Raw genomic sequence first — 24300 nt, forward strand, 5'->3', positions numbered from 1 at the left:
TGAAACTCTTTAGAGTCGAGCGGGCCATGGGGGAATCCCGGTCGGCAGGAGAGGGCATCTCATGCAGCTCGCAATACTGGCAGGATTCGTGCTGGCGGGATTGGCGCCATTGCTGCATCACTGGCTTGGTGCGCGGACACCGCTCGTGATGGCCTTGCTGCCGGCAGGTATTGCGGTGTGGCTGCTTGCTCAATGGCCGGTCATTGCGGCGGGTGACACCCTGCTGCTGGAGTGGGCCTGGGTGCCGGGACTGGATATCACCCTGACCTTCCTGATCGATGGCCTGGCCTGGCTGTTTGCCATGCTGATCACCGTGATCGGGGCGTTGATCCTGGTCTACACGGGGGGGTATCTGAAGGGAGAGCGAGATCTCCCTCGCTTCCTGGTGGTGATCATCGCTTTCATGATGTCGATGCTGGGCCTGGTGCTGGCCGATAACCTGGTGGCGCTGTTCGTCTTCTGGGAACTCACCAGCATCACCTCCTACCTCTTGATCGGCTTTCATCATACCGATCCCGTGGCCCGGAAATCGGCTCAGCAGGGGCTCTTCGTTACCGTCGGGGGCGGGCTGGCACTGCTGGCGGGCATCGTCATGCTGGCCCAGGCAGGCGATAGCTGGTCACTGTCCGTGCTCAATGAGCGTGGCGCGCAACTCGTCGGGCATGACCTCTATACGCCGCTGCTGGTCTGCGTCTTGATCGGTACCTTCACCAAGTCGGCCCAGTTTCCCTTCCATTTCTGGCTGCCCAATGCCATGGCCGCGCCCACGCCGGTTTCCGCCTATCTGCACTCCGCCACCATGGTCAAGGCCGGGATTTACCTGCTGGCGCGCCTGCATCCGGCCCTGGGCGGGACCGGGCTCTGGGAGACGACGCTTTCGTTGGTGGGGGCACTGACCATGGCGACGGGGGCCTTCCTGGCCATTCGTCATACCAACCTCAAGAAACTCCTCGCCTATTCGACGGTGATGGCGTTGGGCACCCTGACCATGCTGCTGGGCATCGGTACCGAAGGGGCCCTGGTCGCCTTCGTGACCTTTCTGCTGGCCCATTCGCTGTACAAGGGCGCCTTGTTCATGGTGGCGGGTATCCTCGATCACGCGACCGGTACCCAGGATGTCACTACCATGGGGGGCCTGCGTCGTGTGATGCCGAAAACCGCGGTGGTGGCCTGTGTCGCGTCGCTGTCGCTGGCGGGCATGCCGCCGCTGCTGGGGTTTCTCGGCAAGGAACTGATGCTGAAGTCGGTCCTTGCCGCCGATCACCATGGCGGGTTGATGCTGCTGCTGGCCTTCACCGGGGCCTTTCTGACGTTGGCGGTGGCGGCCGTCGTGTCGCTGAGACCGTTCTTCGGGCAGCGGCGTGAGACCCCCGAAACGCCCCACGAAGCCCCTGTCGGCATGCTCGTCGGTCCGGCACTGCTGGCCGCGCTGTCCTTGCTGTTCGGTCTGGCACCCGGGACGCTCGACGCACTGGTGCAGTCCACCGTGAATGGCCTGGGTGCCGTCGATCCGGCGGTGCATCTGACGCTCTGGCATGGCATCAATCTGCCATTGTTACTGTCGGTGGCGAGCCTGGTGCTGGGTGCGCTGGTCTTCCGACACTGGGATGCGGTTCGGCATCGGCTCGCCTATCTCGACCCGGTCATCCGCCACGGCCCCGAACGTGGCTACGAGTTGCTGATGGCCGGTATGGTGCATGTCGCCGAGTGGCAGACCCGCATTCTGCAGAACGGTCATGTCCGCAATTATCTGGTGATGACGCTGCTGGTCCTGCTGGGATTGGTGGGACATGCGTTGCTGATTCGACACCCCCTGGCGATCGACTTTTCGGTCGATGCCTATTTCCATGAAATGGTGGTGGCGGGGCTGATGGTGGCCGGTGCCTTGACGGCCTGCGTGATGCGTTCGCGTCTGGCCGCCGTGGCGGCCGTCGGCATCATGGGGTTTTCCATCGCCCTGATCTTCGTGCTGTTCAGCGCCCCGGATCTGGCGATCACGCAATTGCTGGTGGAAACCCTGACCGTGGTGCTGCTGGTACTGGTGCTCTTCCGGCTGCCCCGCTTCGCGAGGTTGTCGACACCGCGGGAGCGATGGCGCGACCTGGTGGTGGCGGGCAGCTTCGGCACGCTGATGACGCTGTTGATGCTGTCGGTGCTGAATGGGCAGCGCCTGCCGCGCATCTCCGATTACATGGTGGCCAATAGCCAGCCACTGGGTCACGGCCACAATATCGTCAACGTCATCCTGGTGGATTTCCGGGCGCTCGACACGCTGGGCGAGATGTTCGTGCTGGCGCTGGCCGCGGTCGGGGTTCACGCGATGCTGCGTTTTCACGCCGCCGAGCATGATGCGAGTCGCGGCCTGACCGGGGGGAGGGACGGCAATGGTTAGATCGGGCACCCTGATCCTCAATGTGGCGGCACGCTTGCTGTTGCCCCTGCAGCTGTTGTTCTCCGTGTTCCTGCTGTTGCGTGGTCATGACGAGCCGGGGGGCGGTTTCATCGCCGGCCTGGTGGCCTCCGGTGCCTTCACACTCTACTTCTTCGCCTATGGCCGCAGCGCCTTGAGCGAGATGCTCAAGGTGTCACCTCGCGATCTGGTGGCCATGGGGCTGCTGCTCGGGGTGTTCTCGACCCTGCCGGCCTGGTGGGTCGGCGAGCCCTTCTTTACCGCCCAGTGGTGGACGATCCCGGTGATTGGCTTCAAGGCATCCACTCCACTGGTCTTCGACATCGGGGTTTATCTGGCTGTCGTCGGCTCGGTGCTGACGGCGATCACTGCCCTGGTCGATACGGATCACGCCGGCGAGTCACGAGACTGAGGAGGGGATCATGGAATCGTTGATGGCCGTCACGATCGGCGTACTCTTCGCCGCAGCGATCTACATGATGCTGCGCCGCTCCATCGTCAAACTGGTGATCGGCCTGATGCTGCTTTCCAATGCCGCCAACCTGTTGATCTTCTCCATGGCGGGGATGGTGCGAGGGGCTCCACCGCTGGTGCCCGAAGGGCTGTCGGCACCACCGGGTGTGGTGGCCGATCCGTTGCCGCAGGCATTGGTCCTCACGGCCATCGTCATTGCCTTCGGTGTCTTGTCCTTTGCCGTGGTGCTGGTGCGTCGGGCCTGGGAAGTCGTGCGTGCCGATGATCTCGATCGGATGAAGGATACCGATACGTGAACCCTCAGATTGCGCTACCCATCTTGATTCCGCTGTTGGCCGGCGCCGTGTCGCTGGTGTTCTGGCGTTCCCGGGGCATGCAGCGTCTCATCGCCGTGCTCGGTACTGCCGGGTTGCTGGCCACCAGTATCTGGCTGCTGGCCACGGTGCATCGCGACGGCATCCTGGTGATGCAGATGGGGGGGTGGCCGGCACCCTTCGGCATCAGCCTGGTGGCCGACATGCTGGGCGCTATCATGGTGGTGTTGACCGGGATCATCGGATTTGCGGTGGCGTTGTACTCGCTGGCCACCACGGGGCGCGGTCATGAGGCCTTCGGCTATTTCCCGCTGATGCACCTGTTGCTGGCCGGGGTGACAGGCGCCTTTCTCACCGGGGATATCTTCAACCTCTATGTCTGGTTCGAAGTCATGCTGGTGGCGTCCTTCGCACTGCTGATCCTGGGCAGCGAGAAGCCGCAGATGGAAGGGGCGATCAAGTACGTCACGCTCAACCTGGTGTCGTCGGTGATCTTCCTGATCGCGGTGGGGTTGCTGTACAGCATGGTCGGAACCCTCAGCATGGCCGACATTGCCCAGCGTCTGCCCCGGCTGGACGATAACGGCATGGTCGATGCGCTGGCGATGATGTTCCTGGTCGCCTTCGGCATCAAGGCGGCGGCGTTTCCCCTGTTCTTCTGGTTGCCGGCGTCCTATCACACGCCGCCGGTGGCGGTATCGGCACTGTTCGCCGGTCTGCTCACCAAGGTAGGGGTCTATGCGCTCTATCGTGTCTTCACGCTGATCTTTCATCACAGTCCGGGGTATACCCATGAGGTACTGCTATGGGGAGCCGGACTGACCATGCTCTCCGGGGTGCTGGGGGCCGCGGCACAGTACGAGTTTCGGCGAGTCCTGTCGTTTCATATCGTCAGCCAGATCGGCTACATGATCCTGGGGCTGGCGCTCTTCACGCCCCTGGCGGTCATCGGCGGCGTCTTCTATATCGCGCACCATATCATCGTGAAGGCGAACCTGTTTCTGATCAGCGGTATCGTGCATCGGCTGTACGGGAGCTATCGGCTCGAGGCCCTGGGAGGCGTATATCGCCGGCATCCGTGGTTGGCGGTATTGTTCCTGATTTCGGCCCTTTCCCTGGCCGGCATGCCTCCCTTGTCGGGCTTTTTCGCCAAGTTCATCGTGATCCGCGCGGGGCTCCAGGCCGAGGCCTATGGCGTGACCTTCATTGCGCTGCTGGTGGGGCTGTTGACGCTGTACTCGATGATCAAGCTCTGGTCCGAGGTCTTCTGGAAGGCCGATCCCGGCGAGCACGATGACGCGCCGCGTTCCGCGATCAAGCGAGGTGAGCTCTGGCTGATGGTGACCCCGGTGGCCGGGCTGGCGCTCTGCACTCTGTTCATCGGGCTCAATGCCGGGCCGCTGTATGCCCTCGCCGAGACATCGGCCAGCCAGTTGCTGGCGCCAGAGCGTTACATCGAAGCCGTGCTCGGCGATGCCGGAGGGGAAGCACGATGATCGGAGCGGCCTGGAATCTGTTGCTGGGACTCGCCTGGGTCGTGCTGACCGGGGACTTCAGCGGTGGCAATCTGCTGGCGGGCATGGTCTTCGGCTACCTGGTGCTAGCGTTGATTCAGCCTCAGGTGCCGGCATTGGCGGGCTATGCCCAGCGGTTGCCTCGTCTGGTACGTTTCGTCGGCTTCTTTATCAAGGAACTCGTGGTGGCCAACTGCAAGGTGTCATACGACATCATCACGCCGCCCTGGTACATGAAGCCGGGGGTCATTGCCATGCCCCTGGAGGCCCGGACGGAGCTCGAGATCGCTTTCGTGGCCAACTTGATTTCCTTGACGCCGGGGACCCTGAGCCTGGACGTGTCCGATGACCGAAGGGTGCTGTACATCCACGCCATGTTTCTCGATGACGAACCGGCGCTGCGACGCAGCCTGGCCGAGCTGGAGCGTCGAGCTTTGGCGCTTTTCCGATATTAACCCGGCAAGCTTTTATGTCGGGTTGATCGCGGCACAGGGAGGTGCCGCCGACAATTCAATAGATCAGGACGATCTATTGGATTGCCAGGTTAATCGCGAGAGGGGGCATGCATGTCGACCGTATTCCTGATCAGCCTGGCGGTGATGGCGCTGGCGTTGTGCCTGACCTTCATTCGCCTGTTTCGCGGCCCCAGCCTGCCCGATCGGGTAGTGGCCATGGAGCTGTTCTCGTCGATCCTCGTCGGTATCATCGGGGTGGTGGCCATTGCCTCCGATGTGGCCCTGTTGCTGGATGTTGCCATCGTCGTAGCGTTGATGGGGTTCATGGCCACGATCGGTTTCGCGCGTTTCCTCGAGCGCGGAGGACCTCGTGATGACTGAGTGGCTCGTTGCGGGTCTGGTGCTGGTAGGATCGCTCTTCATGTGCCTGGCGGCTCTCGGTGTACTGCGCCTGCCCGACCTGTTGACGCGCATGCACGCCACGACCAAGGCGGCGACCCTGGGCATTTCCCTGGTCATGCTGGGGGTGGCCATTCACTTCGCCGAGGAGGCGGTGGTGGCCAGAGCCTTCGGGATCATCCTGTTCATCATGATGACGGCGCCGGTGGCGGCGCATATCATCGGGCGCGCCGGCTATTTCGTGGGTGCCCGGTTATGGGATGGAACCCTGAAGGATGAACTCAAGCCGCATTACGACCCGTTGAGCCACCGCCTGGACAGCGGGCTGGAACGCGAACGGTGTGACAAGGCCGATGAGCACGACCGCGACGCGTGATGGAATGGGCTGGCACCCGACGTCGTTGTAGGCGATGATCGGGGCCGACACCGCCAAGGAATGCGATGCCATGACACTCAAGCTGCTCCCTCTCGCCGTCCTGTGCGCCGCCCTGGTCGGCTGCCAGAGCGCCCAGCCCCGGGATGCCCGGGCCGAGTCCCCTGCGGCGGCAGATACCGCCGCGCCGACCGAAGAGGCGCCCGTTTCCGAGGCCGAGGAGGTCTCCTTCGAGACCTGGCTGGCGAGCTTTCGGCGCCGGGCCCGTGCCGAAGGCATCGCCGAGGCAACCCTCGATCGAGCCCTTGACGGGCTGCGCTATCGGCCTCGGGTCATCGAGCTGGACGGTGCCCAGCCGGAATTCGTGAGACCGGTCTGGGAGTATCTCGACAGTGCCGTGTCGGCCTCGCGCGTCCGCAAGGGACGCGAGCGTCTGGCCGAATATCGTGATACGGCCCGGCAGATGGCCGAGCGATATGGAGTGCCCAGCGAGGTGCTGGTGGCCATCTGGGGCATCGAGAGCAGCTATGGCGACTATCTCGGCGACTTCTCGACGCTGGAGGCGCTGGCCACGCTGGCCCATGACGGTCGCCGCCGCGACTTCGCCCGCGGCGAGCTGATTGCCGCCCTTCGTATCATCGAGGCCGGCGATATTTCCCCGGCACGCATGAAAGGCTCCTGGGCTGGCGCCATGGGGCATACCCAGTTCATTCCCTCGAGCTTCCTGGCCCATGCCGTGGACGGCGATGGTGACGGGCGCCGGGATATCTGGAACAGCATTGCCGACGTGCTGGCTTCCACCGCGAACTATCTCGATGAAGCCGGCTGGCGGGAAGGCGAGCCCTGGGGAACCGAGGTCCGCCTGCCGGAAGACTTCGATTATACCCTGACCGAGCCCGATATCCGTCGTTCCAGTGCCGAATGGTCGGTAGCCGGCGTGCGTGCCCGGGATGGCCGTGGATTACCCGACTTCGCTTCGGCGTCAGTGATCACGCCGGCCGGTGCCCAGGGGCCGGCATTCCTGGTCGGCCCCAATTTTCGGGTCATCCTGCGTTACAACAACGCCACCAGTTATGCCCTGGCAGTGGCGACGCTGAGCGATGTCATCGCCGGGCGCGAGGGTATCCAGGGTGATTGGCCGCGCGAGCAGCCGCCCTTGAAACGCAGTGAGGTGCGGGAGATGCAGCAGCGTTTGAACGATCGAGGCTTCGATACGGGAACTCCCGACGGCATCCTGGGGCCGAATACCCGTCGTGGGCTGCGCGCCTTTCAGCGTGCCCTCGGCGTGACGCCCGATGGTTTCGCGACCAGGGGGCTGCTCGAGCGCCTGCGTCCCTGAGAGGGTGTCTACAAAATGCCTACACTCGGCAATACGGCGTTGAAATTGACCTCAAAATGCTCATTTACCCATCGTAAACTGCGCTTTTTCACTCAATTTCGCCTTGTGACCCACATGGATGTGGGAAATGCGTTGGCCCGTCGGGAGCGGGCCTAGCCCTTGCCTTCGTTCGCCTGTTTTGTAAACACCCTCTGAGCAAGGGAAACATTGCATGATGATCGCCCCGGCACGCCTTCCTGCCGGGGCGACCGTACATCGCCGGTATGATCAAGGAGAGCCCTTAATGGATGTCATTCTTCGTCCCCTGTTGTTGAGCCTTGTGCTGTGTTCGTCGTGGGCGCTGGCCGACGATGATATCGCGTCGAATCGGCCGCTCGGCTGGGTGGAGAAGGTCACGCTCGAGCCCGGGAATGTGGAGATCAAGGCCAAGCTGGACAGCGGCGCCCTGACCTCGTCGCTGGATGCCCGTGACATCGAGATCTTCGAGAAGAACGACGAGGAGTGGGTGAGCTTTCGGCTCAAGCTCGAGAACGAGGCCAATGGCGAGCGATTCTCCGAACGCCTGGAGCGCCCGCTCTACCGCGACCTGACGGTACGCGGTGCGGGCGGCCGGGACGAGCGGCCGGTGGTGCTGCTCGAGGTTTGCGTGGGGGATACGCGTTACGAGGAGCAGTTCAGCCTGCGCAATCGCGAGGAGATGAACTACCCGATGTTGCTGGGGCGGCGCTCCATCGGCCATCTTGGCGTGCTGGACGTGCGCGAGACCTTCACCACCGAGCCGGATTGCGATGCCGACTCGCCGCTGGTGTCTTTTGACCCCGATGAGGAGTGAGGCCCCGACGTCTTTCAGGCGAGGCGTGCCAGAAGGGCGGTAACGGCGGTTTCCACCCGCAGAATGCGCGGTCCCAGGTGCACGCCTCGGCAACCTGCCTCGAGCAGCGTGTCGACCTCCCAGGGAATGAAGCCCCCTTCGGGCCCGATCACCAGGGTGATCGGTTCGTCGACGCCGCGTGGACAGGCCTCCGGCATGCCGGGGTGTGCCAGCAGCCCGCGGCTGGTTGACAGCAGCGCCGGCAAGCGGTCCTCGACGAAGGGGCGGAAGCCCTTGGCCAGCGTCACTTCGGGGAGCCGGGTGTCCCGGGCCTGTTCGAGGCCGAGCACCAGGTGACGGCGGATCCTGTCCGCGCCGAGTTCCGGCGACTGCCAGTAACTCTTCTCCACCCGGCGGGTATTGAGCAGGGTCAGGGACTTCACGCCCAGGGCCGTGGCGTGCTCGAGGCTGCGTGCCAGCATGCGCGGGCGCGGCAGGGCCAGAACCAGGTGAACCGGCAAGGCCGGTGGCGGTGCCTCCTCGAGACCGCTGATGTCGAACAGTGCTTCGTCGTCGCGATACTCGAGCAGAGTGCCGCGTCCCAGGAGACCGTCTTCGATGCCCAGTGTCATGGTGTCGCCGGCACGCGCTCGGTGGACGTCCTTGAGGTGTGCCAGGCGTCGTGGATCGCGGACTCGGGCCAGGCGTCCGTCCTCGATATCCTCGGGCGAGAGCAGGATCAGGTTCATGGTGTCTCGTGATACCTTGTGGAAGATGGAAGGGACCTCCGGGCATCGGCCTCGATTTCCCCGGTTGCCTTGCATGGTGGGTGGCGCGGTGCACAATACGTGGATGAAGGGCGATCGCCCAGTCGACAATGACAAGGAGCAGCGCCGTGCGCGTGATACGCAAGTATGCCAATCGTCGGCTCTATGATACCGAACAGAGCCGTTATGTAACCCTCGAGGACCTGCGCAGCCTGGTGCTCGACGAGGTGCCCTTCCGGGTCGAGGACGCCAAGTCCGGCGAGGACCTGACCCGTACCATCCTGCTGTCGATCATCATCGAACAGGAGCAGGCCGATGGCGAGGCCGAGGTCTTCTCCAACGATCTGCTGGCCCAGTTCATCCGGGTCTACGACATGGCCAAGCCGCTGCCTCTGGCGCGTTATCTGGAGCAGGGTACCCGCCTGATGATGGAGCAGCAGAAGCACATGCAGGATCAGTGGCAGCAGGCCATGCGGCACACTCCCATGGAACTGATGCGTGAGCTGGCCGAGGAGAACATGCGCTTCTGGCAGCAGAACCTCGGTGGAGGCGGCCGCAACTCGCAGGACGATGATGACAACGACAAGTCCTGATCAGGCGGCGGTCGAGGCGAGTTTCTGACATAATACCGCGACGTTTTCCCGAGGTATTGAGGTAGAGCACCGGATGAAGGTTCTGATCATCGGCGGCGGTGGCCGCGAACATGCCCTGGCCTGGAAGGTCGCCCAGTCCCCCCGGGTCGAGACGGTCCATGTGGCGCCGGGTAATGCCGGTACTGCCCGTGAACCAGGGCTCGAGAACGTGGCGATCGGCGTCGACGACCTGGAGGGCCTGGTGGCCTTCGCGCGTGACGAGGGTATCGAATTGACGATCGTCGGCCCCGAGGCGCCGCTCGTCGACGGCGTGGTGGATCGCTTCCGCGAGGCTGGCCTGACGATCTTCGGCCCTACCGCCGGTGCGGCCCAGTTGGAGGGTTCCAAGGCCTTCACCAAGGACTTCCTGGCGCGCCATGCCATCCCGTCTGCCGAGTATCGCACTTTCATCACGGTGGAGCCGGCGCTCGACTATCTCGCCGAGAAAGGGGCGCCGATCGTCATCAAGGCCGATGGCCTGGCCGCCGGCAAGGGTGTCATCGTGGCCATGACCCAGGCCGAGGCCGAGGCAGCGATTCGCGACATGCTCGAGGACAACGCCTTCGGCGATGCCGGGGCCCGGGTGGTGATCGAGGAATTCCTCGAGGGTGAAGAGGCCAGCTTCATCGTCATGGTCGATGGCGACACGGTGCTGCCCATGGCCACCAGCCAGGACCATAAGCGTGCCCTCGACGGGGATGCCGGTCCCAATACCGGTGGCATGGGCGCCTACTCGCCGGCGCCGGTGGTCACTCGAGAGATTCATGAACGGATCATGGCCCGAGTCATCGAGCCCACGGTGCGGGGCATGGCCGAGGAGGGCCATCCCTACACCGGTTTTCTCTATGCGGGCCTGATGATCGACGCCGACGGCAACCCCAAGGTGATCGAGTACAACTGTCGCTTCGGTGATCCCGAGACCCAGCCGATCATGATGCGTCTGACGTCGGATCTCGCCGAGCTGTGCCTGGCCGGCGCGCGGGGGGGGCTCGAAGGACTCGCCTGTGACTGGGATGAGCGCGATGCCGTCGGGGTGGTGATGGCGGCCGGCGGTTATCCCGGCGAGTACCGCAAGGGCGATGCCATCACCGGCCTGGAGGCCGCCGAAGCGACCGGCTGCAAGGTGTTTCATGCTGGCACCCGGTTCGGCGCGGACGATGCGGTCGTCACCGCCGGTGGTCGAGTACTGTGCGTGACGGCGTTGGGCGAGGGGGTGTCGGCGGCCAGGGACCTGGCCTATCGAGGCCTGGCCGAGATCACCTGGCCCGATGTCGCCTATCGTCGTGATATTGCTCATCGTGCCATCGATCGTGGCAACGGCTGAGGCTCCCTTCCATCGCGCGTGACATTCCGTTCGCGAGAACATTCAGGAGGCCCGCAACATGGAACGCGTCAGGCTCGAGTTTCCCGAGGCGGATATCTGCCATCGCCACCCCTTGTCGGTGCGTATCACCGACATGAATTATGGGCGTCATCTCGGCCATGACGCCGTGGTGTCCTTGATGCACGAGGCCCGTGTTCAGGCGCTGGCCAGCCTGGGGCTCTCGGAGGGTGACATGGGCGGCTATCTCTGCGTGGCAGCGGATCTCGCCGTTCAGTATCAGGCCGAGTCGCGATGGCCGGATGCCCTGGTGGTCGATACCGCCATTCCGGTGCCATCGCGCAAGGCGATTACCGTCTATCACCGTCTCCGTCGCGAGTCGGACGTTCGCACCGTGGCGACCGCGCGTCTCAACCTGATGCTGGTCGATCCCGATGCCGGCCGCCCCGTGCCGGTTCCCGCCGCTCTGGCAGATCGTCTGATGGAGGGCGGCTGATGTCCCGGGAGTATCCGATCATTGCCGTCACCGGTTCATCCGGGGCGGGCACGACCACCGTGAAGCGTACCTTCGAGCGCATGTTCGCCCGCGAGGATGTGCATGCGGCCTTCGTCGACGGCGATGCCTTCCATCGCTATACCCGGCAAGAGCTGGCACGCATGTTCCGCGAGGAGCCAGAGCGCAAGGACGAGCTCTCGCACTTCGCGGTGGAAGCCAACCTGCTCGACAAGCTCGAAGAGCTCTTCCTGGAATATGGCGACAATGGCATCGGCACTTATCGGCATTACATCCATGCCGAAGACAAGTCGATGATCGAGGCCGGCTACCAGGTCGGCACCTTCACCGAATGGCAGTCCTTGCCCTCGGGCACTGATCTGCTGTTCTACGAAGGCTTGCACGGGGGGCTGGTCACCGCCGAGCACGATATCGCCCGGCACGTCGATCTACTGGTGGGCGTGGCGCCGACCATGAACCTGGAATGGATCCAGAAGATCGACCGAGACATCCAGGCCAGGGGGTATACTCAGGAGGCAGTGATCGACACCATCCTGGGGCGCATGGATGACTATGTCCGCTATATCCTGCCTCAGTTCTCGCGGACCCATATCAATTTCCAGCGCGTCCCCACGGTGGATACCTCCAATCCCTTCGAGGTGCAGGATATTCCCACCGATGCCGAGTCCTTCGTGGTGATTCGCTTTCGCGACCCCGCCACCGTGGACTTTCCGTATCTGCTGGCGATGATTCAGGACTCCTTCATGAGTCGCCCTCATACCCTGGTGGTGCCAGGGTCACGCCTGTCGCTGGCCATGGAATTGATCCTGGGCCCTCTGGTGCGTCACCTGCTGGCCCAGCGACGTTTCCGTTGAGCGGCGTCGAATCTCCGAAGCCGGGTAAGCAACATGGCCAGACGTAGCAAGGTAACCATCAACGACATCGCCCGGCATGTGGGCATGACCAACATGACGGTGTCGCGTGCCTTCCAGAATCCCGACAAGGTCAAACCGCAGACACGCGAGAAGATTCTGGCCGCGGCACAGGAGCTGGGCTACGTCCCCAATGCCTTTGCCAGTCATCTCAGGAGCCGCAAGAATCGTTTGATCGGCCTGGTGACGGCCAGTGTCGACAACCCCTTCTACAGTGAAGTCATCAAGGCGATTTCCCGCGCGGCCGATCAGCATGACTATACCATCATGCTGATCGATACCGACGGGTCGCCGGCGCGTGAAGAGGTGGCGATCGAGACCCTGCTCAGCTATCAGGTGGCCGGTGTCATTCTCTCCCCGGTCTCCGACGACACCACCTATCAGCCTGCCTATCTCGACCGGCTGCGAGCCGCCAGGCTGCCGGTCGTCATGCTCGACCGGACCCTGGACGTGGCGGATTTCAGCCGAGTGGTGCTGGATAATCACCTTGCCGGCCGGCTGGTGGGAGAGGCGCTGGTGAAAGCGGGGGTCGGTCACGTGCTGGCACTGACGGGACCGAGAGGGTCACGCATCACGCAGCATCGATTGGCAGGTCTCAAGGAAGCCTATGGCACCACCGGCATCTCATTGAGCCTGGAGCAGCGACCGGGCGACTATACCCTGCAACCGGCCTATCGCGACATGGCCGATTTCCTGCGCCAGCGCAGGCCTCCGGAGGCCGTGTTCGGCTTCAATCAGTTGATCACGCTGGGTGCCATGCGAGCCCTGCACGATGCCCATGTGTCCCGTGACGATGTCGTCGTGGCCGGGGTCGATCGTTTGCCCTACGCCGATATCTTCGAGGTGTCGGTGCCCTGTGCGGTGCACGACACATACCGGGCCGGCCATGAGGCCTTTCGCCTGCTTTTCGAGCAGATCGAGGACCCCTCGGTGGCAGGCCGGGAGGTCGTCGTCTCCGCTTCTCTGATGCATTGACCCTCTGAGACGCCGTCTCAGAGGGATGCCAGGCGGTCGGCAATGCGCGCCTCGAGGTGCTCCTGATCCTCGGCGAAGCGTCGAATGCCTTCGGCGAGCTTATCATTGGCCATGGCATCGTGATTATGGTTCCAGCGAAAGGCAGGCTCGGTGAGCGGAGACGGCCGGGGCCCGCCACCGTGTGCCAGGAGCATCCTGGGCCTGACATCGCCCGTCGTGGTGGCGAGCTCCTCGAGCAGCTGTGGTGAGATGGTCAACCGCGGGCACCCGGCCAGCGCCAATACCTGACCGGTGTTGCGGAAGCTGGCGCCCATCACCACGGTGTCGTAGCCGCCCTGGCTAACCCGTTGGCAGACGCCACGCACGAACTGTACCCCGGGGTCGGTATCGGGCGTGAAATCCTGGCCGGTTTCCTTCTTGTACCAGTCCGTGACGCGGCCGACGAAGGGCGAGATCAGGAAGACGCCGGCATCGAAGCAGGCCTGGGCCTGGGCATCGCTGAACAACAGGGTCAGGTTGCAGTTGATGCCTTCTCTTTCCAGGATCTCGGCAGCGCGGATGCCTTCCCAGGTCGAGGCCAGCTTGATCAGCACCCGGTCCCTGGACACACCATGTCGCTCGTAGAGTGCGATCAGTTCAAAGGCCTTGCGGATGCTGGCCTGGGTGTCGAAGGAGAGCCTGGCGGCCACTTCGGTGGACACGCGACCGGGCACGATCCTGGCGATCTCGCTTCCCATGGCCACGGCGAGGCGGTCCACGGCATGCTCTTCCCGACGATGGCCGGCTTCGGCCTGGACGTCGGCCAGCTCGCGATCGATCAGTGCCTGATACCCCGGCAGCTCGAAGGCCTTGAGGATCAGCGAGGGATTGGTGGTGGCGTCATGGGGCCGGTAGCGCCGAATGGCATCCAGGTCGCCAGTGTCGGCGACCACCAGGGAGTGCTGACGAAGTGCGTCGAGTCGATGGGTCATGGAGGGGGCTCTCGAGTGAAGGGTGGATCTAGTGCGACGTGAAACCGCCATCGACCGGCAGGCAGGTGCCGCTGACCATCGACGCTGCCCGGCTCAACAGGAACGCCACCGGCAGGGCGACGTCCCGCGGGGTGGCGAAGCGGCCCAGCGGGATGGCAGCCAGCATCGGGTCGCGCTTGGCGGGGTCCGACCAAGCACGTTCGGCCATGGGCGTCAGGGTCACCGTCGGATTGACGCTGTTGACGCGAATTCCCTTGGGACCGAGTTCGAGACACAGCACTCGGGTCATGGCATCCATCGCCGCCTTGGAGGCGCAGTAGCCGAGGTGGTCGGGCAGAGCCGCCATTGCGGCCTGGCTGGAGACGTTGACGATGCTGCCCTGGCGGCCGTGTTCCAGCATGTTGCGTGCCGTTTCCCGTGCCATCACGGCACTGGCAGTGACGTTGGTGGCCATGATTCGCTCGAGATCCTCGGCCCCGACGTCCAGGACACTGTCGAGAATCGAGATCCCGGCACAGTTGACCAGACCATCCAGGGCGGGCATCTCGATAAAAGCCTTCGAGACCGCAGCCTCATCGGTAATATCGACGATCAGGGTGCGGGCCCCCAGTTCATGCTGGAGGTCGTCAAGCCTGTCCCGGTTTCGGCCGAGCAGCACCAGATCGGCGCCGAGCTCGGCGAGGGTCCGGGCGATATCGAGGCCGATGCCGCTGGTCGCTCCGGTGACGAGAATGCGTTGATTCTGGAGTTCGAAATTCATGAGAAGGCATCATCCGTGAGGGCGTCGTTGATGTTGAGCCGGTGCATGATGGGCTTGAGCGCTGGATAGAGCTGGCAGTAAAGAGAGAACAGCGCGTCGTATTGGCGTGCCGCCGTTTCGGACGGCGCGGCGCGTTCGAGCAGGGTGCTATGCTGCATCGGCTGGTCGAGATCGATCACGCCGGTTGCCTGTCCGGCCAGCAGGGCAGCTCCCAGAGCGGCTTCCACGTTTTCGCGGTAGGTGTAGACCGGCATTCGGGTCACATCGGCGATGATCTGCATCCACAGGTCAGAGCGGGTGGCCCCGCCGACCACGATCAAGTGGGAGTCGAGGGCGCCGCCCTGGCGCTTGCCGGCTTCCATGTTGTGACGCAGGGCGAAGGTCACACCTTCCAGTACGGCGCGATACAGATGATGTCGACGATGATAGAGGCTGAGACCGATGAAGCCGGCACTGGCCCGGGCATCCCACACCGGGCTGCGCTCCCCCATCAGGTAGGGCAGGAACAGCAGGCCTTCGGCACCCGGGGGAAGTGCTCGGGCGGGAGGCTCGAGCCGGTCGTGGACGCTGCCATGTTCATCGGCGGTCGAGCTATCGCTACCCAGCATGTCGACGAACCAGCTGACCGACGCTCCGGCGGTCAGGGCGCCGCCGAAGGTATAGAGGTCACGGTCGCTGTTCAGCACGTGGGGCATGCTGATCAGCCCCTGGCTGGCCTCGACGCTCTGGTTGATCACGCCCCAGCACATGCTGGTGCCGATCATGGCGACGTGATTGCCGGGGCGGGTCGCGCCGGCGGCCAGGGTGGCCATTGCCGCATCGACGCCGCCGGCGACCACGGGGATATCGGCCGCCAGGCCAAGCGAGTCGGCCAGCGACGGCAGCAGGCCGCCGATCGCGGCTCCCGAGGCCACCAGCCGGGTCGGCAGCTTGTCCTGGTCGAGGCCCAGGGCATCGAGCATTTCCGTCGACCAGCGACGTGCCGCCAGGTCGTAGATGCCGCCGATGTTGCCGGCCGAACTGTGATCGATGGCAATCTCGCCGCTCAGGCGATAGTTGATGTAGCTGTTGGGGGGTAGCAGGTAACGCGTCTGATGCCAGACATCGGGGCGTTCGGCCTTGAGCCACATCATCTTGGTGAAACCGTAATAGCTGTCCACGCCATTGCCGGTGATGGTCTCCAGGCGGGCCATGTCGAGATTTTCCCTTACCCACTGGACCTGGGGTTCGGCCCGACGGTCCATCCAGATCAGGCAAGGGTGCACGGGCCTTATATCGGCGTCGACCGGGACGCCCGACCCGCCGTAGAGGCTGCTTACGCATAGTCCCTGAACGCCCCGGGGATCCACCTCCGGGACATCGAGGCAGGCGCGGAGGCAGGCAAGCACGGCCTCCCACCATACGTCCGGCCATTGCTCGGCCCAGAGAGGGCGGGGAGTGTCGACGCGGTAGCCCTGGCTATGCTCGGCCAGGATTCGGCCATGGCGGTCGATCACCAGTGCCTTGGTGCTCTGGGTACCGATATCGATACCGATGACGGTGTCCATACGATTCTCCTGCTTTCGGCCAGGGCTGATCCGGTTCGTGCCGTCGGTCAGAGGGTGCGTTTGCGGCTGATGTAGATCGCCAGGAGGATGATCAGACCCTTGATGACATTCTGGAGGTAGGGCGAGACCCCCATCAGGTTGAGGCCGTTGTTGAGCACGCCGAGCAGCATGGCGCCGACCAGGGTGCCGAGGATCATGCCGCGTCCGCCGGTGATGGCGGCACCGCCAAGCACCACGGCGGCGATGGCATCCAGTTCGAAGCCGACGCCGGCGTTGGGCTGGCCGCTCATCAGGCGTGACGTCAGGATCAGGCCGGCGATGGCGGCGGTCGTTCCGCTCAGGGTGTAGACCAGCAGCTTGTAGCGCGAGACGCGGATACCGGATAGCCGGGTCGCTTCTTCGTTGCCGCCGATGGCATACAGGTAGCGCCCGGTCGCGGTATGGCCGAGCAGCACATACCCGAGCGCATAGACGGCGATCATGATCAGGATCGGCATCTCGATGCCTGCCAGCGTGCCGCGCCCGAAAAAGGCGAATTCCGGTGGCAGGCCGGAAATCGGGTAGCCGCCGGTATAGATCAGACCGAGCCCGCGGGCGATCCCCATGGTGGCGAGGGTGACGATGATCGGTGGCATGCCGGCGAAGGCCACGAAGATGCCATTGAAGGCACCGAAGGCGGCGCCGACCAGCAGGCCGAGGATGATGGCCAGTGCCGGGGGCACGCCAGCGACCATCAGGCCGGCCATGATGGTACCCGACAGGGCCATCACCGGGCCGACCGACAGATCGATGCCGCCGGTGAGAATGGCCAGACTCATGCCTACCGCGATGATGGCGATGATGGATGCCTGACGCGTCAGGTTGGCGAGGTTGCTCGAGGTCAGGAAGTTGTCGTTGATCATCGCCATGGCGAAAAAGACGACGATGAAACCGATCAGCGGGTAGAAGACCGGGGTGCGGCGCCAGCGGGCCAGTCGTGCGGTGAGGGACTGACGGGCCGTACCGGGTGTTGAGGCGAGCTGGCTCATGGGCTGAGTCCCCCCGTGGCATGATGCATGATGGATTGCGAGTCGAGTGCACTGCCTTCGAGTTCGGCGGCGATCCGCCCTTGATAGAAGACCGCGGCGCGGTCGCACAGGCCGAGCACTTCGGGAAGTTCCGAGGAAATCATGATGATGGATACCCCCTGAGCGGTAAGCTCCTTCATCAGGGCGTAGATCTCCGCCTTGGCACCGACGTCGATTCCTCGTGTCGGCTCATCGAAGATCAGCACCTTGCATTGGTGGCCCAGCCAGCGCGCGATGACGACCTTCTGCTGGTTGCCACCGCTGAGGTCGCCGACGGGGGTTTCGGGACCGGGGGCCTTGACGCGTACCGCTGCCATCAAGTCAGCAGTGGTACGCGATTCCTGGCGGCGCCGAAGCAGCGGCAGGCTTCCCTTGAACTGGGTCAGGTTGTTCAATGAAATGTTGTCACGGCATGAGAACGGCAGGATCAGGCCCTGTGTCTTGCGACTTTCCGGCAGCAGACCGATGCCGTGCTTGAGGGCGGCGGCGGGGTGACGAAGCTTGACCGTCTGGCCCTCGATACGAACGCTGGCATGGACGGGGCGAGTCGCGCCGATCAGCCCCCTGGCCAGCTCGGTGCGCCCCGAGCCCACCAGGCCGGCGAAGCCCAGGATTTCGCCACGGCGGAGCTTCAATGAATGGTCGGGGCCGCCTGCCTCGAGTCGTAGGGCCTGAATATCCAGCACGATGTCGTCCTGGTCGGCATCGCAACGGTAGTCGGGGAAAATGTTCTCGACGCGCCGGCCGACCATCTTTTCGATCAGGTCGTCAGGCGTGGTCGCGTGGGTATCGCAGTCGTCGACCTTCTCACCATCGCGCATCACGGTGACGCGATCGCAGATGGTGAAGATCTCCTCCATGTGATGCGAAATGAACACCATCCCGACACCCTGCTGACGCAATTCGCGCATGATGGTGAACAAGTGGTCGGCTTCGCTGGGCGTCAGGGTTGCGGTCGGCTCGTCAAGGACCAGCAGGCGGGCATCCAGCGACAGGGCCTTGGCGATCTCGATGAACTGCTGATCGGCAATGCTCAGCTCGGCGGTGGGAAGGTCGAGGGGAATCGAGACCTTGAGGCGGTCGAACAGGCGCCGGGCCTCACGGATCATGCCGGCCCGATCGCGCAGTCCGAAACGGTTGCGTTTCTCGCGGCCGAGGAAGATGTTGTCCACGGCATCCAGGTCGGGAATCAGGCTGAACTCCTGGAAGATGATGCCGATCCCGGCGTCGAGGGCGTCCTGGTAACCATGGAAGTCGCGCGTCTGGCCATCGATGACGATGTCGCCCGCGTCCTGTCGGTAGATGCCGCAGAGGATCTTCATCAGGGTCGACTTGCCGGCCCCGTTCTCGCCGAGCAGGGCATGCACCTCTCCGGCGTGGACATCGAGCGATACATCCTGCAAGGCCTTCACCCCGGGGAACGACTTCGAGATGTGTCGCAGGGAGAGTAGTGGCGTCATGGGGGTATCCTCGTGTGCCGCCCGAGGCGGCACACCTTGTCAGCGTCTGGGAGCGAGGGTTACCAGCTGAAATCGGCAGCCTTTTCGTGATCGATCAATTCCACATCGATGGGGATCTCGGCGGGTGCCGTGCTGGCGCCCCAGTGCTTGGCCAGCCCCAGGCCAAGCCCCAGGCGCACCATGTCGCGAGGATACTGGGCGGAGGTGGCAATGAAGGGGGAGTCGGGCTTCTGGATCTCGGCAACGGCCTCGGGGTGACCGTCGACGCTGACCAGCTTGATGTCCTGACCGCTGGCGTTGATGGCGATCAGCGAACCCAGGGCGCCGATGTCGTTGACGCTGAACAAGCCATCGAGCTCCGGGTTGGCCTGGATGATGTTCTCGGTCACCGTCATGGCATGGGTGCGCTCCTGGCGACCGTTCTGCTTGTCGACCACTTCGATGCCGGCATATTCATCGAGTGCCGCGGTGCAGCCTTCGATGCGCTGCAGGATCGGCACGACCGGAATACCGTCAAGCAAGGCTACCTGGCCTTCGCCATCGAGCTGCGTTGCCAGGTAATCGCAGGCCTTGTAGCCGGCGTCGTAGTTCCTGGAACCCACGAAACCATCCACCGGGCCGTTGGCCTGGGCATCGATGGCGATCGTGGTGACGCCCGCTTCCTCGGCGGCCAGGACCGCTGTCTCGACACCGACCGAGTCGGCCGGGTTGAGCAGAAGAATATCGATGCCGCGCTGAATCATGTCTTCGACATCGCTGACCTGCTTGGCGACGTCATGGCGGGCATCGGTCGTGATGACATCGGCGCCGAGGCTGTCGGCGGCGCTTTCGAGCGCCTCCTGCATGGTCACGAAGTATTCGTTGTTGAGCTCCTGAAAGGACATGCCGATGGTCAAGTCCGACGCGTCGGCCGAGGCGGTGCCTGCGCCAAGAGGGAACGCACAGGCGGTAATGAGGGCGGTCTTGCGGCAGCGTGCTGCGATCTCGCTGATCTTCATGTTGGGCTCCAGATTTGTTCTTGTCTCGTTATGGAAACACTGTATAAATGCCTGCGCATGCAAATCGCTGCGTTACGCGGTGCTGGTGCGCCAGCCCGGTCGAAAGCTCGCCTAACTATCTGTTATGTCTCGCTTTCTGTGCTCCGTTCGCCTTGCGCTTCACTATGCTCGGCAATTTATTCAGCATTTCCTTAGGGATGATGCGGTGTTGATGTGCTGTAATGTTAACGTCAACATTTTGAAGACTAGAAAGCCCTGTCGAGCGGGTCAATGGACGTGCGACCAATGTCTAGTGTCTGTCGATCATTCGCCGGTAGAACCCGATACGCCTTCGGGCCATCGCCATGGGGCACTGTCGGGCCGGCGATGATGACGCGGCTTTCAGCCGACAGGCTGCTCCGGGCATCATGCCGTCGGACGTTGGGTCAAAGATCGAAGTTGCTCGGCAGGACCACCATGTCCCGAATGGTCACATGTCGAGGACGGGTCAGCATGTACATGATGGCATCGGCCACCTCGGCGGGCTCGATGATGCTGCCGGATTCCTTCGCCTTGCGCAGGTTCTCTTCGGGCCAGTCGGCCAGCAGGGCGCTGTTGACGGGGCCCGGCGAGACGGAGGCGACTCGGATACCGTGTTTCAGGACCTGACGCCGGACCGTCTGTACAAAGTTGGTCATGGCCCACTTGGACGAGGCATAGACAGGCTCCCAGGGAACGGGGAAGTGCCCCGCCACCGAGCTTGTCACCATGATGTCTCCCGTACCGCGCTCGATCATGTGCGGCAGGATATTATGGACATTCTTCATCACCACGCTGACGTTCAGGCTGATCATCCGGTCGATGGCGTCCGGGTCGGTATCGAGCAGGTCACCGCCGATGTAGCTGCCGGCATTGGCATGGAAGATGTCGAGCTGCCCGGTCTTTTCCAGGACTCGTGATAACAGCGTCGCGCAGTCCTCCGGGTCGAGCAGGTCGATGACCAGTGGAATCGCGGCATCGCCCAGCGTCTCGTGGACTTTTCTCAGGGCCGCTTCGTCACGGTCGATCATGACCACCCGGGCGCCCGAGGCAATCATCGCCTCGACACTGGCCAGTCCAATGCCTGATGCCGCGCCGGTCACCGCGGCCACCTTGCCGGTCAATTCATTCGCCATTTCGTAGTCTCCTTTTCATGGTGTTTCGCCGAGCGAGGTATCGCCTGGGCCTTCGGGTCAGGCGTCGCGAGCCCCGGCGCGACAATTCGGGATTTAATGTTAACGTCAACATAAAGAGGCTAGGCAGCCATTCCCCTGGGGGCAATAGAGACAAGACCAATGTCTAAGGAAACGCTGAACAAATCGACGAGCGGAGCGAATCGCAAGGCGCACGGAGCACAGGAACCGGAGCCTATAGGGTATAGGTGAGGATTCCGAGCACCGCGCAACGCAGTGATTTGCCCGCGCAGGCATTTGTGCAGTGTTTCCCCCAAGTCATCCATGATGACTGACAGGAGAAGAAACGCGGGGTAACCTCATGACCTGGCAGCCGCATTCAGTACTCAACCCGATCGGAGCCCGACATGGATTGCCTGTTCTGCAAGATCATCAATCGCGAGATTCCCTCCGATATCGTCTATGAGGACGATGATGTCCTGGCCTTCAACGATATCGACCCCAAGGCGCCGACCCATATGCTGGTGATACCGAAGAAGCACATCGCGACGCTGAACGATATCGAGGAGGACGACCTGTCCCTGGTGGGACGCCTCCAATACACCGCCGCGCACCTGGCCAGGGAGCAGGGGTTCGCCGACGACGGCTATCGCGTGGTGATGAACTGCAATGACCAGGGCGGCCAGACGGTCTATCATATTCATATGCACCTGATGGGCGGTCGTCGCTTCACTTGGCCGGCTGGATAGCCGGAACCCGCGCGGCACCAGGCCGTGCTACCGCAAGCGTTCGACGCATCGGGTGCATCTGCGTCGCCCGTGAGGCGGCGTTTTGCTTCGCGGGCGCTGTGCCTGGCGGGGAGCTCGGTTACAATGGCATCACCGACCGCATAAGGGGGTGCCATGACTCGCCAATATTCCCGCGCCGACGATCTGATCCACCAGTTCGATACCGTATTGCGCACCCTGGTGCCCAGGGCGGCTCAGCCCTCGCGTCCTTCACCCGCCACCGACGACGTGGAAGACGAGGCGCTCGACGAGCAGGAGCGTCAACATGCCGTGGGGTTGATGCGAATCAACCACACGGGTGAGGTCTGTGCTCAGGCGCTGTACCAGGGCCAGGGGTTGACCGCCAAGCTGCCCGAGATCCGTGGCCAGATGGAGGAAGCCGCCCAGGAGGAAGTCGACCATCTGGCCTGGTGCGATGCCCGCCTGCAGGAGCTCGATGGCCGTACCAGCTTGCTGAATCCACTGTTCTATGCGGCCTCCTTCGGTATCGGTGCCGTGGCGGGTGCCGTGGGCGATCGTGTCAGCCTGGGCTTCGTGGCCGCCACCGAAGAACAGGTGGGACGCCACCTCGACGAGCATATGGAAAAGCTGCCGTCAGGCGACCGTCGTTCCAGGGCCGTCCTCCGCCAGATGGCCATCGACGAGGCCCACCATGCCCAGCAGGCGCTGGAGGCCGGCGGGGCCCGTTTCCCGGCCCCGGTCAAGGCGGGCATGACGCTGATGTCGAAGGTGATGACCGAGTCCGTCTATAAACTGTAAGCGACCCTTCGGGGCGAGCCATAAGCCGTAAGCTATAAGCTGTAAGAAAACCCGCCCCCCATCGGTCAGCACCGGTTTTTGCGGGGTTCTTACAGCTTACGGCTTACAGCTTATAGCTCCCGCGCTCCGCGCGGGCTAGTCCATGTTGCGCGAGTAGAAGATCTCCAGCATCTCCTTGCGCAGCCGTCCCTCGATGTCGCGGGCTTCCTCGAAGGAGATGTCGCGCCGCGAGGTGCCGAACAAGTAGTTGTCCAGCGCGAAGTCCTTGAGCAGCATCTTGGTGTGGAACATGTTCTCCTGATACACGTTGACGTCGATCATCTGGTAAGCCCGTTTGGTGTCCTCGGCCAGATAGTCCTGGATGGAGGTGATGTCGTGGTCGATGAACAGCTTCTTGCCATCCACGTCCCGAGTGAAGCCGCGGACCCGGTAGTCCATGGTCACGATGTCGGAGTCGAAGCTGTGGATCAGGTAGTTGAGTGCCTTCAGCGGACTGATATGGCCGCAGGTGGAGACGTCGATGTCCAGGCGAAAGGTGCTGATGCCGTTGTCGGGGTGTGATTCCGGATAGCTGTGGACCGTGACGTGGCTCTTGTCCAGATGCGCCACGACGGTCTCCGGTAGTGGCCCGGGGCCGGGTTCCATCTGCTCGGGGGCGGTCTCTTCCAGTTCGTGCTCGGCGATCAGGATGGTCACGCTGGCGCCATGGGGCTCATAGTCCTGGCGGGAAATATTGAGCACCTGAGCGCCGATGATGTTGGTGACATCCTTGAGGATCTGGGTGAGGCGCTCGGCGTTGTAGAGCTCGTCGATGTATTCGATATAGGCGCGCCGCTGCTCTTCGGTCTTGGCGTAGCAGATATCGTAGATGTTGAAGCTCAGGGAGCTGGTCAGGTTGTTGAACCCGTGGAGTCGGAGATTGCCGGTCACGTCCGAGCCTCCTTCGATATGGCTGATGGTGTGCATCCCGACGTGCGGCGCCGGAACCCGCGTGGGCGATGGGAAGGCGCGTATTATGCACAGCCGCCGGTGACCGCGCACCCGGCCCGCCATGTTTTTTTCCACATGGCCCGGGTGGCGTGTCTCACTGCTCGACGATCGTGAAGGAGTGCGTCACCTCGACACCGCCGTTGGCCAGCATGATCGAGGCGCTGCAGTACTTGTCGGCGGACAGCTCCACCGCACGCTTGACCTGTTTTTCCTTGAGGCCCTGGCCGCTGACGGTGAAGTGCACGTGGATCCTGGTGAAGACACTGGGCACACTGTCGGCGCGTTCGGCCTCGATGCTGGCCACGCAGTCCGATACGGGGGCACGGGATTTCTCGAGGATTTCCAGCACGTCGAAGGAGGTGCAGGCGCCGAGTCCCATCAGCAGCATTTCCATCGGGCGAGGCCCCGTGTTGCGACCGCCGTGATCGGGGGGGCCGTCGATGACCACGCTGTGGCCGCTACCGGCCTCGGCGACGAACTGGCGACCATCGGTCCACTTGACGCTGGCTTTCATGAACTGAATTCCTTCCTGTTGATTAAACGTGCGGCTCCACTGTGGCCGCTACCGGCTTTCCACATCCCAGGTGACGAACTGGCGAC

26 protein-coding genes are annotated in these 24300 nt (G+C 63.3%); 16 read left to right on the forward strand and 10 right to left on the reverse strand.

The window, feature by feature from the left end:
• The first annotated feature begins 61 nt into the window (after positions 1-61).
• The 9 genes from RSO41_RS10005 (at position 62) to RSO41_RS10045 (ending at position 8110) form a co-directional block, all read left to right on the forward strand.
• The gene (locus RSO41_RS10005) at positions 62-2392 is read left to right on the forward strand and encodes a putative monovalent cation/H+ antiporter subunit A (RefSeq protein ID WP_315618949.1); all 2331 of its coding nucleotides are present in this window, start codon (positions 62-64) and stop codon (positions 2390-2392) included.
• Positions 2385-2822: a Na+/H+ antiporter subunit B gene (locus RSO41_RS10010; RefSeq protein ID WP_315618950.1), complete on the forward strand. Its 438-nt coding sequence runs from the start codon at positions 2385-2387 to the stop codon at positions 2820-2822. Before RSO41_RS10005 ends, RSO41_RS10010 begins: the two co-directional genes overlap by 8 nt.
• A gap of 10 nt (positions 2823-2832) precedes the next feature.
• The gene (locus RSO41_RS10015) at positions 2833-3180 is read left to right on the forward strand and encodes a Na+/H+ antiporter subunit C (RefSeq protein ID WP_315618951.1); all 348 of its coding nucleotides are present in this window, start codon (positions 2833-2835) and stop codon (positions 3178-3180) included.
• A complete protein-coding gene (locus RSO41_RS10020) occupies positions 3177-4694 on the forward strand; it encodes a Na+/H+ antiporter subunit D (protein WP_315618952.1) in 1518 nt (505 codons plus the stop codon). The genes RSO41_RS10015 and RSO41_RS10020 overlap by 4 nt, the downstream gene beginning before the upstream one ends.
• The gene (locus RSO41_RS10025) at positions 4691-5167 is read left to right on the forward strand and encodes a Na+/H+ antiporter subunit E (protein ID WP_315618953.1); all 477 of its coding nucleotides are present in this window, start codon (positions 4691-4693) and stop codon (positions 5165-5167) included. Before RSO41_RS10020 ends, RSO41_RS10025 begins: the two co-directional genes overlap by 4 nt.
• Before the next feature lie 111 nt (positions 5168-5278).
• Positions 5279-5548, forward strand: a complete 270-nt coding sequence (locus RSO41_RS10030) for a monovalent cation/H+ antiporter complex subunit F (protein WP_315618954.1) — start codon at positions 5279-5281, stop codon at positions 5546-5548.
• A complete protein-coding gene (gene mnhG / locus RSO41_RS10035) occupies positions 5541-5942 on the forward strand; it encodes a monovalent cation/H(+) antiporter subunit G (protein WP_315618955.1) in 402 nt (133 codons plus the stop codon). The genes RSO41_RS10030 and mnhG overlap by 8 nt, the downstream gene beginning before the upstream one ends.
• A 70-nt stretch (positions 5943-6012) precedes the next feature.
• Positions 6013-7278 (forward strand): lytic murein transglycosylase, encoded by a 1266-nt coding sequence (locus tag RSO41_RS10040; RefSeq protein ID WP_315618956.1) that lies wholly within the window; start codon positions 6013-6015, stop codon positions 7276-7278.
• A 283-nt stretch (positions 7279-7561) separates the two neighbouring features.
• A complete protein-coding gene (locus tag RSO41_RS10045) occupies positions 7562-8110 on the forward strand; it encodes an ATP-dependent zinc protease (protein ID WP_315618957.1) in 549 nt (182 codons plus the stop codon).
• 14 nt (positions 8111-8124) lie between these two features.
• Here the strand turns inward: RSO41_RS10045 and RSO41_RS10050 are convergent, their stop codons facing one another.
• Positions 8125-8838 carry a 16S rRNA (uracil(1498)-N(3))-methyltransferase gene (locus RSO41_RS10050; RefSeq protein ID WP_315618958.1) on the reverse strand — a complete coding sequence of 238 codons (714 nt, stop codon included), beginning with the start codon at positions 8836-8838 and terminating at the stop codon, positions 8125-8127.
• A 146-nt stretch (positions 8839-8984) separates the two neighbouring features.
• On the opposite strand from RSO41_RS10050, the gene phaR reads away from it, so the two are divergent.
• The 5 genes from phaR (at position 8985) to RSO41_RS10075 (ending at position 13209) form a co-directional block, all read left to right on the forward strand.
• Positions 8985-9449: a polyhydroxyalkanoate synthesis repressor PhaR gene (gene phaR / locus RSO41_RS10055; RefSeq protein ID WP_315618959.1), complete on the forward strand. Its 465-nt coding sequence runs from the start codon at positions 8985-8987 to the stop codon at positions 9447-9449.
• A 73-nt stretch (positions 9450-9522) separates the two neighbouring features.
• The gene (purD, locus tag RSO41_RS10060) at positions 9523-10812 is read left to right on the forward strand and encodes a phosphoribosylamine--glycine ligase (protein WP_315618960.1); all 1290 of its coding nucleotides are present in this window, start codon (positions 9523-9525) and stop codon (positions 10810-10812) included.
• 58 nt (positions 10813-10870) lie between these two features.
• The gene (locus RSO41_RS10065) at positions 10871-11305 is read left to right on the forward strand and encodes a thioesterase family protein (protein WP_315618961.1); all 435 of its coding nucleotides are present in this window, start codon (positions 10871-10873) and stop codon (positions 11303-11305) included.
• Positions 11305-12177: a phosphoribulokinase gene (locus RSO41_RS10070; RefSeq protein WP_275288766.1), complete on the forward strand. Its 873-nt coding sequence runs from the start codon at positions 11305-11307 to the stop codon at positions 12175-12177. The genes RSO41_RS10065 and RSO41_RS10070 overlap by 1 nt, the downstream gene beginning before the upstream one ends.
• Before the next feature lie 33 nt (positions 12178-12210).
• The gene (locus tag RSO41_RS10075; RefSeq protein ID WP_315618962.1) at positions 12211-13209 is read left to right on the forward strand and encodes a LacI family DNA-binding transcriptional regulator; all 999 of its coding nucleotides are present in this window, start codon (positions 12211-12213) and stop codon (positions 13207-13209) included.
• 17 nt (positions 13210-13226) lie between these two features.
• Here the strand turns inward: RSO41_RS10075 and tal are convergent, their stop codons facing one another.
• The 7 genes from tal to RSO41_RS10110 form a co-directional block, all read right to left on the reverse strand.
• The gene (gene tal / locus RSO41_RS10080) at positions 13227-14180 is read right to left on the reverse strand and encodes a transaldolase (RefSeq protein WP_315618963.1); all 954 of its coding nucleotides are present in this window, start codon (positions 14178-14180) and stop codon (positions 13227-13229) included.
• Positions 14181-14208: 28 nt separating this feature from the next.
• On the reverse strand, positions 14209-14940 hold the full coding sequence (locus tag RSO41_RS10085; protein ID WP_315618964.1) for an SDR family oxidoreductase: 732 nt from the start codon (positions 14938-14940) through the stop codon (positions 14209-14211).
• Positions 14937-16487, reverse strand: a complete 1551-nt coding sequence (locus RSO41_RS10090; protein WP_315618965.1) for an FGGY-family carbohydrate kinase — start codon at positions 16485-16487, stop codon at positions 14937-14939. The genes RSO41_RS10085 and RSO41_RS10090 overlap by 4 nt, the downstream gene beginning before the upstream one ends.
• Before the next feature lie 47 nt (positions 16488-16534).
• The gene (locus RSO41_RS10095) at positions 16535-17515 is read right to left on the reverse strand and encodes an ABC transporter permease subunit (protein ID WP_315618966.1); all 981 of its coding nucleotides are present in this window, start codon (positions 17513-17515) and stop codon (positions 16535-16537) included.
• Complete coding sequence (locus RSO41_RS10100; RefSeq protein ID WP_315618967.1) at positions 17512-19014, reverse strand: sugar ABC transporter ATP-binding protein; 1503 nt, start codon at positions 19012-19014, stop codon at positions 17512-17514. Before RSO41_RS10100 ends, RSO41_RS10095 begins: the two co-directional genes overlap by 4 nt.
• Positions 19015-19073: 59 nt before the next feature.
• Positions 19074-20012 carry an ABC transporter substrate-binding protein gene (locus tag RSO41_RS10105; protein ID WP_315618968.1) on the reverse strand — a complete coding sequence of 313 codons (939 nt, stop codon included), beginning with the start codon at positions 20010-20012 and terminating at the stop codon, positions 19074-19076.
• A 425-nt stretch (positions 20013-20437) separates the two neighbouring features.
• Positions 20438-21166 (reverse strand): SDR family oxidoreductase, encoded by a 729-nt coding sequence (locus RSO41_RS10110; protein ID WP_315618969.1) that lies wholly within the window; start codon positions 21164-21166, stop codon positions 20438-20440.
• 404 nt (positions 21167-21570) lie between these two features.
• Here RSO41_RS10110 and RSO41_RS10115 point away from each other — a divergent pair, with 404 nt between their 5' ends.
• Positions 21571-21912 carry a histidine triad nucleotide-binding protein gene (locus RSO41_RS10115; RefSeq protein WP_315618970.1) on the forward strand — a complete coding sequence of 114 codons (342 nt, stop codon included), beginning with the start codon at positions 21571-21573 and terminating at the stop codon, positions 21910-21912.
• A gap of 153 nt (positions 21913-22065) precedes the next feature.
• Positions 22066-22710: a 2-polyprenyl-3-methyl-6-methoxy-1,4-benzoquinone monooxygenase gene (coq7, locus tag RSO41_RS10120; protein WP_315618971.1), complete on the forward strand. Its 645-nt coding sequence runs from the start codon at positions 22066-22068 to the stop codon at positions 22708-22710.
• Between the two features lie 135 nt (positions 22711-22845).
• Here the strand turns inward: coq7 and speD are convergent, their stop codons facing one another.
• A complete protein-coding gene (gene speD, locus RSO41_RS10125) occupies positions 22846-23640 on the reverse strand; it encodes an adenosylmethionine decarboxylase (protein ID WP_315618972.1) in 795 nt (264 codons plus the stop codon).
• A gap of 154 nt (positions 23641-23794) precedes the next feature.
• Positions 23795-24214 carry an OsmC family protein gene (locus tag RSO41_RS10130; RefSeq protein WP_315618973.1) on the reverse strand — a complete coding sequence of 140 codons (420 nt, stop codon included), beginning with the start codon at positions 24212-24214 and terminating at the stop codon, positions 23795-23797.
• Between the last annotated feature and the right edge of the window lie 86 nt (positions 24215-24300).

The organism is Halomonas sp. I1 (assembly GCF_032334135.1).
Taxonomy (GTDB): domain Bacteria; phylum Pseudomonadota; class Gammaproteobacteria; order Pseudomonadales; family Halomonadaceae; genus Halomonas.